Source organism: Amycolatopsis sp. NPDC045836 (assembly GCF_056431745.1).
The window spans coordinates 227,535-241,356 of sequence record NZ_JBWKKF010000013.1; the positions used below are offsets into that span (position 1 = coordinate 227,535).

The window sequence follows — 13,822 nt, forward strand, 5'->3', positions numbered from 1 at the left end:
AGCTGACCGCGGTGGTTCATGCGGCACGCTCCGGCCGGTACCGTGCGGCTGCCCCCGGTGCGGGCAGCCACGGGTGTCCCGCGTCGCAGCTCAGCCGCGGCGGCGGAAGTTCGGAGTTCACGCGGACCGAGATCCGGACCACCCGGTCGCAGCCGGGGTGGCGGCAGGGTCCCAGTTCGGTGTGCAGCAACGGGTTGGGGTGGGCGATCCGCCGGGCCTCGGCGACCAGCGCCTCCAGGCCGTCCAGCAGCTCACCCGCCCGCGGGTGCCGCACCAGCTCGTCGAGCCGGGTGTGCAGGAAGGCGGCCATCGCCAGGGAGCCCTGGACGGGCGAGTTCGTCACCGTGCGTTCGCACCAGGCGCGCAGGAAGTCCTGCAGCGAGGCGCACAGTTCGGCCGCGGCGGTGGCGGCCCGGCGGCCGGACGGGCTAGTCGCCCCGGGCTGTCCGGCGGAATCGGCGCGGCCGTCCGCCAGCACCCTGGCGCACCGGGCGTACCAGCCGGGGACCGCCCGAAAGGTCTGGTCCAGCCGGGCCCGGCACTGCGCGCACAAACGCGGACCTGGGATGATCGAGGTGACGGAGCCGGTTCCACGACCGGTCCGGCAGGACGCCGATGCGCAGAGGTTCGTTGTCATTGTCCCTCCCCCAGCGTCCCGACCCGACTCAACTGCTGGGAGTAAGCATGCATTCGGCGACTCGAACCGAGGTCGAAACGAAGCCGAGACCCATTGGGGTTGCACATAGTCAGATCGGGCGGGAAATGGTGCACCCTCGGTATAACGTTCGCCGGACTTTTTTCTCGATCGAAGGACACGGAGAACACTGATGAGCGATTATTCTGAGGAGGCGATTACGTCGAGCGAAAGGCGCGAAGTGATCAATGTTCTACTGGCCGAGGACATGCACATGCTGCGCGGCGCGCTGGTCGCCCTGCTGAACCTCGAGGCCGACATCACCGTGGTCGCCGAAGTGGCATCCGGCGACGAGATCCTGCCCGCCGCGCAGAAGCACCAGCCCGACGTGGCCATCATCGACATCGACCTGCCCGGCAAGGACGGCCTGACCGCCGCGACCGAGCTGCACGCCAGCCTGCCGGACTGCCGGACGCTGATCCTGACCAGCCTCGGCAGGCCGGGCACGGTGCGCCGGGCGCTGGACGCCAGGGTCAACGGCTTCATGCTCAAGGACGCGCCGTCGAAGAAGCTGGCCAACGCGGTGCGGCAGGTGGCCGTGGGCAGGCGGGTGATCGACAGCGAGCTGGCGCTGGCGGCCTGGGACACCGAGGACTGCCCGCTGGCCACCAGGGAGATCGAGATCCTGCGCCTGGCCGCCGCCGGTCAGAACGTGGCGGACATCGCGGCACAGCTGTTTCTTTCTCCCGGAACCGTGCGTAACTACCTGACCACGGTGGTCACCAAGCTCAATGCCCGCAATCGCGTCGACGCCATCCGGATCGCGAAGGAAAACGACTGGCTGTGACCATTTGCTCGAATGGCGGCGTCACAAATACCGGCAAAGCCGCCTCGCCGGAGATGACAATCATCCTCGGCAACGGTGTTATCAGCCGCATCGGTTGAATAGGCGCCGGGTTTACCCCCGAACGTACCAACCGGAATGGAAACTCCTTGGGGGGCTTGGAAAGTTGCCTGCCCGCGACGCGGAACCCGGCCCGCTCGACCGCGGGTCCACCACTGGCGGGAAACGAGCGGTGGGGATCAGCCGGTGGCCACCGGGACGTCGGCGCGGAGGCGGTAGCGGCCGTCCGGGTCGGTTTCGACGGTGAGTTCGCCGCCCAGCCGGGACAGGCGGTGGGACAGGTTCCGGATGCCGTTGCCGGCGTTCGGGGCCGGGGCCGCGTCGTTCACGGTGACCCCGTCGTTGGTGATCACCAGCCGCACGCTGCCGTCCAGGTCCCGCACCGAGATCTCGCACCATTCGGCCTCGCTGTGCCGCAGCACGTTCGTCACGCCCTCGCGCAGCACCGTGGCCAGCACCGTGCCCACCGGGCCGTCCAGCTCCCGGTCGTCCCGCGAGATCCGGACGTCCACCTCGGCGGCGGACAACGCCGACTTCGCCTGGCGGCACTCCTCGTCCAGCGAAAGCTCTCGCTTCCCGCTGGCCACCATCCGGACGTCCGCCAGCGCGCGGCGGGACATCACCAGCATGTCCTCGAGCTCCTTGCGCGCCCGCTCCGGGTACTCCGTCAGCAGGCGGTTCGTCAGCTCCGTCTTCAACGTGATCGCCGACAGGCTCAACCCCAGCAGGTCGTGCACGTCCCGCGAGAACCGCAGCCGCTCCTCCGCGACCGCCATCCGGCTCAACTCGTCGCGGGCCGCGTGCAGCTCGCTGACCAGCTGCACCAGCCGCGACAGGCCGAACACCACCAGCGTGGTGATCAGGTTCCCGACCACCACCGACGGCACCGAGTACCACGGCGTGATGTTGCCCAGCCCGGCGAACAGCTCCAGGCTGCCGATCGCGACCAGCGCCAGCGCCGCCACCGGCACCGCCGCCAGGGAAGGCAGCAGCACCAGCGCGCTGCCGGCGAACAGGCCGACCGCGCCGTGCCAGAGCGGCCCGAAGTGCAGGATCGGCAGGAACACCAGCGACGCCTGCGCCACCAGCACCAGCGCGGTGCGCAGCGGGGTCCGCAGCGCCTCCGGCCGGGAGACGTAGCCGAACTGCAGCCCGGCCAGCAGGCCGACGAAGGTCGCGCTGAGCAGGCCCTGCCAGAAGTCGCCGTAGCTGACCGCGATGCCGATGCTGGTGTTCACCGCGATGGCACCGAGCACCGTGGCCAGGATGGCGTTGGCCATCTTCGGCGCGATGCCGGGCGTCCACAGCGGTTTGGTGCTGGCGCGCTCCTCGGCTTCCTCGCCCTCGTCCCCGCGCACCACCAGCGCCGACACCGGCACGTCCACCTGCAGCCGGTAGCGGCCGCCCTCGGCGGACACGCTCAGCTCGCCGTTCAGCTGCGACACCCGGTAGGACAGGTTCCGGATGCCGTTGCCCGCTCCCGGCGCGGAATCGGCGGCTTCCCCGGTGACCCCGTCGTTGGCGATCACCAGGCGGATCACGTCGCCGACCTCGTGCACGGAGATCTCGCACCAGCTGGCGTCGCTGTGCCGCAGCACGTTGGTCACGCCCTCGCGCAGCACCGTGGCCAGCACCGTGCCCGCCCGCCCGTCGAGTTCGCGGTCGTCCCGTGAGATCCGCACGTTCACCTCGGCCGCCGACAAGGCGGACTGGGCCTGCCTGCACTCCTCGTCGAACGAGAGCCGGCGGCGTCCGCTGGCCACCATCCGGACGTCCGCCAGCGCGCGGCGGGACATCACCAGCATGTCCTCGAGCTCCTTGCGCGCCCGCTCCGGGTACTCCGTCAGCAGGCGGTTCGTCAGCTCCGTCTTCAACGTGATCGCCGACAGGCTCAACCCCAGCAGGTCGTGCACGTCCCGCGAGAACCGCAGCCGCTCGCTCGCCACGGCCATCCGGCTCAGGTCGTGCCGGGCCGCGTGCAGCTCGCTGACCAGCCGCACCAGCCGCGACAGGCCGTAGGTGATCATCGCGGTGAGCAGGGTGGCGACCATCGCGTTGGTCACCGCCCACGGCGCCACCACCAGCCCGGCGCCGCGGGTCCACTCGAGGAAGCCCATCAGCGCCACCACCGTGCCCAGCAGCGGCCAGGCCACCACGGCGGGCAGCAGCAACAGCACGCTGCCGAGGAACACCCCGGTGAACCCGTGCCAGCGCGGGCCGAACTCCACGATCGGCACGCCCACCAGGCACGCCTGGCCGAGCAGGGCCAGCGTGGTGCGCCGCCGGGTTTTCCCCGCATTGGGCCGGGAAACGTAACCGAGTTGCAGGCCGGTCATCGCCAGCACGCAGAAGACGCAGAAGAAGACGTCCCAGAAGGTGCCGATCCGGAAGATCACCCCGAGCGTGGCGTTGACCGAGAACCCGGCCATCACCAGCGCCAGGATGCCGAAGGCCAGCCGGGGCGGGATGTCCGGCACCCAGTTGGTCCTCCCGGTGGCCTCGGGCGGTTCCGCGTCGAAGTCGGGTCGTCTGTCCGCAATCGCAGTGCTCACCGGAACTCCCCTCACGACCGCCGGCCAGGACGCCGAAAGGCGCTGCCGAGGCTACCCAGCGGCGTTTCCGGCGGGCAACCACGTAGGGGTCGGGGTGGTGTCAGCGACCGGAGTCCAGCACGCATTCCCCTACTCCGATCTCGGCTGGCCAGTCGAGGCCGAACAACCGGTCCACGGTGTCGCTGGCGTCCACCGGGACCGCGTGCGCGGACAGGCCCATCGCCTTGGCGCACAGGTAGAGCGTCTGCTGCAGGGCACCGGCGTGCATCAGCGTGGTCGCGTAGGCCGCGCCGCCGAGCACCCACGAGGTCCGCTCCATCCGGGCGGTCAGCGTGATCATCACCGCCGGGCGGCGCAGGCTGCCCGCGGCGACCTTGCCGAGGTCGAGCACGGTGCCCACGTCGGCGACGTCGTCGCCCAGCTGGGTGAGCGCGTGGCCGGCGGGGTCGTAGTGGTAGAGCCCGCTCGGCAGGCCGGTGCAGTGGCCGATGCTCAAGTACAGCTCGAGTTCGTACAGGCAGGCCACGGAGAAGTAGGGACGCTGCGAGGCTTCGTGCCCGGCGGGCATCGGCGGGTGGGCCGGGCCGACCCCGCGCACCCGCGCGCTGCGGAACAGCAGCTCGCCGAGTTCCTCCGCGGTGAGCGCGGTCCCGGAGAACCGCGGGCACTCGTGGTCGGTCTCCAGCAGCTCGGTCAACGGCGGATCGGTGCCGGCCAGCACCTCCGGCTCGGGCCGGTGCAACGGGAACCGCTTGCCCTCGGGCAGCGCCCTGGTCAGCGGCGGCTGCGATTCGGTGGCCTGCCGGTACACCGAATCGGGCGCGTCGGCGTCCCCGGCCTGCCGGGTCCGGCTGTGCGTGTGGAAGTGCAGCTCGTGGTGCGACCAGTGACGCAGGTCCGGATCGACGTCCTCGGCGAACTCGTCCTTCTCGTCCCCGGCCAGCACCACGCCGGCGGCGACCAGGAAGGCCACCGCGTCGGCGACCACCGCCTCGGGGATGCCGGTCTCCACGGCCAGTCCGGCGATGGTGCCCGGCCCGGCCAGCGCGGAGGCGATCCGCACCGCCTGCGGCTGGCTCAGCACCACCCGGAAGTCCGCCCGCGGGGACTCCAGCACCAGGTCACCGCCCTGCGGCCGGAGCACGGCGAAGCGCGAGAGCCGGATCGCCAGCGACGCGGGCACGGCCGCCGGGTGGAACTCCGGCGCGGCCACCACCGGCACCGCCGAGAGCAGCGGCCGCCGCCCGTCCGGCAGCCCGAGCGAATGCACCACCGAGCCGCTGACCTGGTGCAGCACCCGTTCCAGCCCGGCCAGGTCGTGCAGCCTGCTGACCGGGCTCGCCTTGCGCGCGGCCACCACGTTCTGCAGTGAGACCGGCCCCAGTTCCATCCGCCGCAGCGACTCGATGGCGAAGGCGCTCGCGTGCTCGACGTTCAGTTCGCCCCAGCGGGTGACCACGTTGACCGAACCGTGGTCGCCGTCCTCTTCCACCATGGCGTCTTCGCTCAGCGACCAGAGCCGGATCGTCGTGCCCACCTCGTCCGATGTCGATGTCACCTGCCGCTCCCTGCGTGTGCGTGTGCCCCGACTAGAGGAAGAGTGGCATGGGATTGAGCTCGTGGTAAGGCGTCGGGCGGGAAAGCTTGCCCAGCTGAACCGGTACGTCGAACAGCCGGCCGGGGGCGAACCGCGCCCAGAAGTGCCGCAGGCCCGGGACCACCACCTTCACCACCGGCAGCCCGATGTCGGGGCGGGTCTGGTCGAGCACCAGCATCTCCATGCCCCGCTCGGCGAACAACGCGGCCAGGGCGTCGACGTCCTCGCGCACGTCGTCGCGGGCCACGTAGCCGAAGTCGGCCGGGCCGCGGGCCGGGACCGCCGGGTCCGGCAGCAGGTACGGCTGGTTGACCACGGTCGCCTCGTTGACCCAGGCCGCCGCGTCCGGGTCGCCCTCGCCCATCTGCTCGTCGAGCACCGTCGGCAGGAACTGGTTCAGCTCGGTCAGCGCCCGCCGCAGCGCCAGCCGCGGGTCCAGGTGCGCGCCGAGGCCGAGCATGATGCGCTCACCGGGGCGGTCGACCCGGCGGGACACCGCCACCATCACCGGCACGCCGAGGTCGGCGGTCGCGTCCAGCACCCACACCTCGCGGCCGAGGCGCGCGTACTGGCCCCGCAGTTCGTCGAGCCACGATTCGCCGAACGCGTCGAGGTCGACCGCGGGCAGGCGCAGGCGGTTGTACCACCAGATCGCCACCGCGTCGCGTTCCACCAGTTCCAGCGTGCCCTGGAGCACGGCGTCCTCCAGGCTGCTGCCCGCGGCGTTGCCGTTGGAGTCGGCGCCGAGCGAGCGGTGCGCCGGGCCGCCGTAGTACAGCATCGCCGTGGGCAGCAGCCGGTGCCTGCGCCCGGTGATCGACCACAGCGGGGTCCAGTCGGTGACCGCGTCCTCGTCGAACGGCTCGCTGACGTAGTTGAACGGGGAGTGCCGCGGGTTCCAGCTCTCGCGGGCGGCGTACTGGCGCTCGTCGAACAGCGTGCAGTCGTTGGGGTGCAGCGCCACCTCACCGAGCGCGCGCAGGCTGGCCCGCAGGCGGAACTCGTCGCCCTGGAAGGTGCCGGAGAACCGCTCGACGGCCTCGCACAACGCGCCCACCTCGGCGTCCAGCGGGGTGAGCCCCTTGCCACCGTTCTCCGCGCGCAGGTTGGCGCGCAGCGTGTTGAGCCCGGTCGAGCCGCGGAAGACGTTGGCGCCGGAGCGGTAGGCGTTGACGAACGAGGGGGCGTCCGGGTCCCGCTTGATCTCCTTGATGATCCCGGTGACCGGGCTGACCAGGTGCCGGTAGCGGTCGAGCACCTGCGCGGGCAGCAGCGTGCGGTGCCCGCCGCCGGCCGAGGCCGCCTTGCGCGCCGGGTTCAGCCGCACCGGCTTGCAGGCGCGGGCGGTGACCAGCGCCGCGTCCCCGCAGTTCGCGCACTGGGGCCGCGCCCGCAGTTCGTGGCGGGTGCCTTCGAGGTCGTGGGTGTCGAACGTCCACACCGAACCCTGCCCGGGGTAGCGGTGCCCGGCCAGCCACTTGGTCACCTCCAGCGCCACCAGGTGGGCGGCGGCCGAGGCCAGCGGCCGCACCGAGGCGGCGGGGCGGTCGGCGGGCCCCTGCTTGCCGAGCGTGGCCTGCACGCACGCTTCGGCGTGGCGGTGCCCCCAGAGCCGGTGCGCCAGGCAGTGCCAGCAGCCGGGTTCAGCGGGACTGAAGAACGGCCCGAGCCAGACTCGAGTGCCGACCGGTTTGCTCAGCAACCACGGCTTCCCGGCGGCGCGCTGGGCGGCGTCGACGGCGGCCAGGGCGGGGTCGAGGTAGTCGTCGCAGACCACCACGGTCAGTTCGGCCGCGGCACTGGGGCCGGTGTGGACCTCCACCCCGGTCTCGGCCAGCGCCCGCCGCGCCGGGCCGAGGTCCAGAGTGGACTTGGTGCCGACCAGTGCCACGGTGGCCACCGAAGCGCGCGCGGCGTCGGCCAAGTCCACGCCGCACGCGTCCCAGTAGGCCACTTCCCCCGCGTCCACAGCGGACGCTTCGGTGTCGCGCAGGCGGACGAGGCCCACGTCGACCAGTTGCTCGATCAGGCTGGCGACCTGCGCCGAGCTCATCCCGCCGGGGCGGGCTTCGAGCAGGCAGGCCAGGTCGCGCTTGCCGTCCAGCAGTGCCGCGAGCGAGGCGATCGCCGCCCCGCGGAGGGCGGTGACCCCGTGCTCGGAGAACAGGTAGGCGCCCTCGCCCTCGTTCACCTCGGCACGCAGGTGGCGTTTGAATTCGGGGATTCTCGTCGCCGCGGCACCGCTGTCCATGTCAGGCGGCTTCCGGCAGCTCGTCGGCCACGGACACGCTGTAGGTGCAGCCGTTGCTGCCGCGGCGCGGCATGCCCGCCGGGTTGTGCCACTGGTCGAACCGGTCGATCACCAGCACCAGGTTGTCCTCGCGGGGCAGCTCGACCACGTTCTGCTTGTCCATGGTTTCCTCCGATTTGCAGGGTTTCCGGGGTGCTGGGAGAATCCTCCGCCGTGCGCCGGTCGCACTTCCAGTGCCGCCCACATGGGTCCGACATGTGTTTTTCACATGGCCCCCAGTCATATTCACGTCACGATCGGTGCCCCCCTCACTGCCGCTGACCAGGGCATTTCTGTCAATCTTCGAGAAACGCACGACTGTCGCCGGAGGACCAGGCGCTGGCGCGCAGTCGGTCGGAGTAGTGACTGGGAGGGAACGTGTTGGTTTCCGAAGTTCCAGCCGGGAGTGGCAGCCCCGGCGGCACGGCCGAAAGCGCGGTGACGTTCACCCTTCTCGGCCCGCTCGAAGTGCTCAAGGACGGGATCGACCACGCGCCGACGGCGCCGAAGATCCTGCAGCTGATGGCGATGCTGCTGATGCGGCCGGGCAAGGTCGTGCAGATCGAGTCCATCATCGCCGAACTCTGGGCGAACAAGCCACCGCGCAGCGTGCGCACCACCATGCAGACCTACGTCTACCAGGTGCGCCGCTGCATCGAGCAGAACAAGCTGGCGCCGGACGCCGAAGCCATGCTGGCCACCAAACCGCCGGGTTACGTCTTCCGCATCGACCCGGCGCAGGTGGACGTCTACGAGTTCCAGCAGCTGTGCCGGCGCGGCCGGGACGAGATGGACGCGCGGCGCTTCGGCGACGCCGCCCGCTCGTTCCGCAGCGCGCTGGGCCTGTGGTCCGGACCACCGCTGGCCAACGTCAACTGCGGTTCGGTGCTCGCCGCCTACGCGGTCGACCTGCAGGAGCAGCGCCGGGCGGCGCAGCACCTGCGGATCGAGGCCGAGATCGAGGCGGGCATGCACCGCGAACTGGTCGGTGAGCTGCGGTCGCTGGTCACCGCGAACCCGCTCGACGAAGGGCTGCACGGGCAGCTGATGCGGGTGCTGGGGCGCAGCGGCAGGCGGTCCGACGCGATGGCCACCTACCGGCAGCTGCGCACCCGGCTGACCACCGAACTGGGCGTGGAGCCGTGTGACGAACTGCAGTTGCTCCACCACGAACTGCTTTCGGCCGGAGACCCCTCCTGATGCGTCGCGGTTACCCGCTGACCGAGAAGATTTCGTTGCGGGTGAAGCTTTTTCGCACCGTGTCAACTCGGCCACGAGCACCGTGTGCAGGTGTTCGTTCGGGTGTCGAGCGGGATTCGAGCCTGGCGACAGACTCTGGACCGCAGCTGTGACGACCGCCCGATCATCTCCGTCCAACCGAAGTCTCAACCTGACGAAGAGTGGGGATTTACGATGAGTCGAAAGTACGGACAGTTCTGCGGCTTGGCACGCGCCATGGAGATGGTGGGCGAGCGCTGGGGCATGCTCGTGGTCCGCGATCTGCTGCTCGGCCCGAAGCGGTTCACCGACCTGCGCGCCGGGTTGCCGCGCATCCCGTCCAGCATCCTCTCCGCCCGGCTGAACGAGCTGGAGGAAGCCGGTGTGGTCCGGCGGCGGGTGCTGCCGCAGCTGGACGCCTCGGTGGTCTACGAACTCACCGAGTACGGCGCCGAGCTGGAGGCGGTCGTGCTGCAGCTGGGCCTGTGGGGCGCCCGTTCCCTCGGCACCATGGGTGAGGAGGACGTGTTCACCACGGACTCGGCGATCCTGTCGCTGTACACCACGTTCCGGCCGGAGGTGGCCTCGAACGTGCGGGTCAGCTACGAACTGCACTACGGCCCGCACATGACGCTGCACGCGCTGGTCGACGGCGAGGACCTGAAGGTCGGCGAGGGCCCGTACCCCGACGCGGACCTCACCCTCACCTGCTACGGCTCGATCAAGCCGGTGTTCTCCAAGGAGATCAGCCCGCAGGAAGCCCTGGACCAGGGCATCCTGAGCATCTCCGGGGACCCGGCCCTGCTGGAGCTGTTCGCCGACCTGTTCCACATCCCGGCCGCCCCGCGCAAGGTCGAGGGCCTGGCCGTCCGCTGAACCCGGGCCGGGGGCCGGCGAGACCACCTCCGCCGGCCCCCGGCTCCTCCACCCCCGGGCACAACGAAGTGGGGCCTTCCTCGCACCCCACGCGAGGAAGGCCCCACTTCACCGTTTCAGGAGGCCCGCGGCAACCGCACCACGTTCGCCGTGCGCTGGACGACGTCGCCGGCCGGGGCGCGCACGTGGGCGTCGGCGGGGACGTCGTGCAGCACCAGCGACTGCGCCCCGATCAACGCGTTGTCCCCCACCGTGATCGGCCCCAGCAGGCTCGCGTTGGCCCCGACGGTGACGCCGTTCCCCAGCCGCGGGTGCCGCCGCCCGTCCGCCCGTTCGCGGTCCTGCCACCAGCCGTACGAACCCAGCGTCACCTGGTGGAACAACGACACGTCGTCGCCGATGACGGCGGTTTCCCCGATCACCACGCCGCAACCGTGGTCGATGAAGAACCGCCGCCCGATGCGTGCGCCGGGGTGGATCTCGATGCCGCCGGTCAGCACGCGCGTGAGCATGCACACCGCGCGCGCCGACTTGAACCGTTCGCGGCGGTACAGCCGGTTCCCCACCCGGTACCCGGCCAGCGCGAGCACCGTCGGGTGCAGCAGCGCCTCGCTCCGCGACCGGATCGACGGGTCGCGGTCGATGATCACGTCCAGCACCTCCACGCCGGCCGCCGCCGCCCGGCGCAGCCGCCCGATCAGCCCCGCCATCAGCGGCCCCGCTTCGCGCCGAAGAACTGCTCCCGCCAGATTTCGTGCACCGCCAGCGCCCAGATGGTCAGCGCCGTGGTGTCCTCCGGCTCGGTGGCCTGCCGCGCGAACAGCCGGTCGACCGCGCTCGCGTCGACCTGGCCCGCCGCCTTCAGCCGCGAGGCCGCCAGCAGGTCCCTGGCGCACTCCCACAACGGCCACCCCGGTGAGAGCATCGCGGTGATCGGCAGGGTGAACGGCTGCTTCGGCCGGTTCAGCACCTCGTCCGGCAGGAGTCCGGCGGCCGCGGCGTACAGGGTCCGCTTGACACCGGTGTCGTCGATGCGCTGCCGGTCCGACAACGCCCGCCCGAGCGAGAGCACCGAACGCTGGCAGAACGGCAGCCGGACCTCGACCGAACCGGACATGCTCAGGTGGTCCACCCGTCGCAGGTGGTACGCCGGCAGCCGGTGCCCCAGCTCGAACTCGGTGATCCGGGACAGCACCGAACCCCCACCGGTGGCCAGCTTCGCCGTGGCGCCGGCGGGAATGGCCGGACCGGCCGAAGCCAGCAGCGCCCGGTAGTCGTCGGTGTACAGCTCGTGCCGGGCGGTCGCCGGGAGCACACCCAGCGCGTCGAGGTACCGGTCGTACCAGGGCTTCCCGTCCAGCGAGGCCCGGGTCGCCGCGGTCATCCGCGAGTACCCGCCGAACACCTCGTCGGCCGCGTCCCCGGTCAGCGCCACCTTGAACCCGTGGTCCCGCACCGCGTTGAACAACGCGTAGGTGCTCAGCGTGATCGGGTCGGCGTTGGGCTGGCCGAGGTGCCAGACCACTTCGGACAGCAGGTCCGGGAAGGTCGCCGGATCGATTTCGACCTGGTGGTAGCGGGTGCCCGAGCGGTCGGACACCTGGCGGGCGAACCGCCGCTCGTCGGCGGGCCAGTCGCCGGTGTAGGCGATGTTGAAGGTGTGCAGCTCGGCCTCCGTCTCGGCGGCCAGCGCGGTGACCAGGCTGGAGTCGAGCCCGCCGGAGGTGATGGTGGCCACCGGCACGTCCGCGACGAGCAGCTGCCCGACCTCGTACCGCAGGCGCTCCTGCAGGTCACCGGCCACCGCCGCGTCGTCCGGCGGCAGCACCTCGGCGACCGGCGCTTGCCGGTGGTACGCCCGGAGCCCGGAGTACTCGGTGCACACCATCGTGGTCGACGGCGGCACCACCTTCACCCCGTCGAACATGGTCTGCTCGCCGAACGGGGTCTTGGTGGCCAGGTAGGCGTCCAGCCCGGCGTCCCACTCGCTCGGCGCGACCTCGCCGAAGCCCAGCAGCGCGGGCAGCTCCGAGGAGAAGTGCAGCGAGCGCGCGGCCGCGTTCCACCGGTAGTACAGCGGTTTCATGCCGATGTGGTCGGTGGCCAGCAGCAGCCGCGGTTCCGCACCGCGCTGGTCGATCACGGCGATCGCGTACATGCCGTCGAGGTGGTCGACGAACGCCTCACCGTAGGCGTGGTAGAGCGCGGGGAGCACGTTGCCGTCGCAGTGGTCGGCGAACCGGTAGCCCTTCGCGGTCAGTTCGGCCCGCAGCCGCACGTGGTTGTAGATCTCGCCGTTGAACACCACCTTGATCGCGTCCAGTTCGTACGGCTGCGCGCCCCCGTCGAGGTCGACGATGGCCAGGCGGTTGTTCCCGATGCCCCAGCCACCGGCCTGCGCGCTGCCGCGCCCGTCCGGGCCACCGTGGTGTTGCAGTGCGGCGACCGTGCGCAACTCGTGCGGCGTCGCCTTCGCGTTGAAAAAACCGTAGATTCGGCACATGGGCTTTCGTTCTCCAGCCTCACAAGCGGCACGTCGATCACAAAGATCGCGTGAACCGCTCGATCTCGTGTCGAGCCCGGCTGAAGCCGCTATTCCTCCGGCAGGAAACGCAACACGGTGAGCATGGCCTGCGAATCCACCTGCGCCGGATCGGGTTCTTCGCAATTGCGCAACTGCTTCCGGATCAGTTCCCCGTCGATTCCGGCGCCGATCAGCACCAGCCGGGTGACCGGCTGTTCGCCCGCCCAGCCCGACCGCCGCAGGCGCAGGTACGCGCCCACGGTGTGCAGCGTGTACTTCTTGTCGTGGCCGGGAACGCCGAGGTTCACGTCACCCTTGATGCGGTAGATCCCGACCGGCCGGTTCTCCATGAAATCCATGAACCGGCGCGGGTGCAGCGGCACCTCGGTTTCGAATTCGACGCTGTCGTATGCGGCGTGCGCGTGCTGCGAATGGTCCTCTTCGGACAGGTCGAGGAAGGAAAGCTGCCGCGCGTGTTCCTCGCGCCGCTCGGGCAGTTCGAACAACAGCGCCGGATCGATCCGGCCGTGTTCCACCGGCAGCACCGGAACGCCCTGCGCCAGTTCTCCGACCACCTCGCGCACGCCCTCGGCGGCGCGGTCGACCTTGTTGAGCACCACCAGGTCCGCCAGCCGGACGTGCTCGGCCAGCTCGGGGTGGCGCTCGCGCACGGCGGTGAATTCGGCGCCGTCCACCACTTCGACCAGCCCGCCGTACTCGATGTGTTCGTGCTCACTCGAGAGCAGCAGCCGGATCAGCCCGCGCGGCTCGGCCAGCCCGCTCGCCTCGATCACGATCACGTCCAGCTCGGCCCCGCTCAGCCGGGCCAGCATGCCGTCGAGCCCGCTGGCGTCCACCGCGCAGCACAGGCAGCCGTTGTTCAGCGAGACCATCGAATCGACCTGCCCGGCCACGGCCATGGCGTCGATGCCGATGCTGCCGAAGTCGTTCACCACCACGCCGATGCGGGCCCCGGAACTGTTGTGCAGCAAGTGGTTGAGCAGGGTGGTCTTCCCTGCCCCGAGGAAACCGGCGACCAGCACGACGGGGATCTGCCTGCGCATCACCCCAGCCTACCGGCGCCGTTGACAGCCGGCGGGCCGGACTGCCACCCTGGTCTGCGGGAGCCGAGAGGCGCTGCGACGGACCGTGCGACACGGATCCGCCACGCTCGGCTCCACGCGACGACGAACAAGGGCGCCTCCGAAATCAGGAGGTGCCTTTTTT

11 protein-coding genes are annotated in these 13,822 nt (G+C 70.7%); 3 read left to right on the top strand and 8 right to left on the bottom strand.

Annotation, left to right across the window (positions count from 1 at the left end):
- Positions 1 to 16: 16 nt before the first annotated feature.
- Positions 17 to 553 (bottom strand): hypothetical protein, encoded by a 537-nt coding sequence (locus AC07EG_RS25280; protein WP_478255649.1) that lies wholly within the window; start codon positions 551 to 553, stop codon positions 17 to 19.
- 322 nt (positions 554 to 875) lie between these two features.
- On the opposite strand from AC07EG_RS25280, the gene AC07EG_RS25285 reads away from it, so the two are divergent.
- Complete coding sequence (locus AC07EG_RS25285; protein WP_478255650.1) at positions 876 to 1,481, top strand: response regulator transcription factor; 606 nt, start codon at positions 876 to 878, stop codon at positions 1,479 to 1,481.
- A 236-nt stretch (positions 1,482 to 1,717) separates the two neighbouring features.
- Here the strand turns inward: AC07EG_RS25285 and AC07EG_RS25290 are convergent, their stop codons facing one another.
- The 4 genes from AC07EG_RS25290 to AC07EG_RS25305 form a co-directional block, all read right to left on the bottom strand.
- A complete protein-coding gene (locus AC07EG_RS25290) occupies positions 1,718 to 4,090 on the bottom strand; it encodes a sensor histidine kinase (RefSeq protein ID WP_478255651.1) in 2,373 nt (790 codons plus the stop codon).
- 100 nt (positions 4,091 to 4,190) lie between these two features.
- The gene (locus AC07EG_RS25295) at positions 4,191 to 5,648 is read right to left on the bottom strand and encodes a SagB/ThcOx family dehydrogenase (RefSeq protein ID WP_478255652.1); all 1,458 of its coding nucleotides are present in this window, start codon (positions 5,646 to 5,648) and stop codon (positions 4,191 to 4,193) included.
- Positions 5,649 to 5,679: 31 nt separating this feature from the next.
- On the bottom strand, positions 5,680 to 7,938 hold the full coding sequence (locus AC07EG_RS25300) for a TOMM precursor leader peptide-binding protein (RefSeq protein ID WP_478255653.1): 2,259 nt from the start codon (positions 7,936 to 7,938) through the stop codon (positions 5,680 to 5,682).
- A 1-nt stretch (position 7,939) separates the two neighbouring features.
- Complete coding sequence (locus AC07EG_RS25305; protein ID WP_478255654.1) at positions 7,940 to 8,101, bottom strand: hypothetical protein; 162 nt, start codon at positions 8,099 to 8,101, stop codon at positions 7,940 to 7,942.
- 314 nt (positions 8,102 to 8,415) lie between these two features.
- On the opposite strand from AC07EG_RS25305, the gene AC07EG_RS25310 reads away from it, so the two are divergent.
- Positions 8,416 to 9,177 (top strand): AfsR/SARP family transcriptional regulator, encoded by a 762-nt coding sequence (locus AC07EG_RS25310; protein ID WP_478255655.1) that lies wholly within the window; start codon positions 8,416 to 8,418, stop codon positions 9,175 to 9,177.
- Positions 9,178 to 9,390: 213 nt separating this feature from the next.
- Positions 9,391 to 10,071: a winged helix-turn-helix transcriptional regulator gene (locus AC07EG_RS25315; protein ID WP_478255656.1), complete on the top strand. Its 681-nt coding sequence runs from the start codon at positions 9,391 to 9,393 to the stop codon at positions 10,069 to 10,071.
- A gap of 116 nt (positions 10,072 to 10,187) precedes the next feature.
- On the opposite strand, the gene epsC is transcribed toward AC07EG_RS25315, so the two are convergent.
- The 3 genes from epsC to AC07EG_RS25330 all read right to left on the bottom strand — a co-directional run bounded on the left by epsC (position 10,188) and on the right by AC07EG_RS25330 (position 13,662).
- On the bottom strand, positions 10,188 to 10,781 hold the full coding sequence (gene epsC, locus AC07EG_RS25320; protein ID WP_478255657.1) for a serine O-acetyltransferase EpsC: 594 nt from the start codon (positions 10,779 to 10,781) through the stop codon (positions 10,188 to 10,190).
- Positions 10,781 to 12,574 carry an asparagine synthase (glutamine-hydrolyzing) gene (asnB, locus tag AC07EG_RS25325; protein WP_478255658.1) on the bottom strand — a complete coding sequence of 598 codons (1,794 nt, stop codon included), beginning with the start codon at positions 12,572 to 12,574 and terminating at the stop codon, positions 10,781 to 10,783. The genes epsC and asnB overlap by 1 nt, the downstream gene beginning before the upstream one ends.
- 89 nt (positions 12,575 to 12,663) lie before the next feature.
- Positions 12,664 to 13,662 carry a CobW family GTP-binding protein gene (locus AC07EG_RS25330; protein WP_478255659.1) on the bottom strand — a complete coding sequence of 333 codons (999 nt, stop codon included), beginning with the start codon at positions 13,660 to 13,662 and terminating at the stop codon, positions 12,664 to 12,666.
- Positions 13,663 to 13,822: the final 160 nt, after the last annotated feature.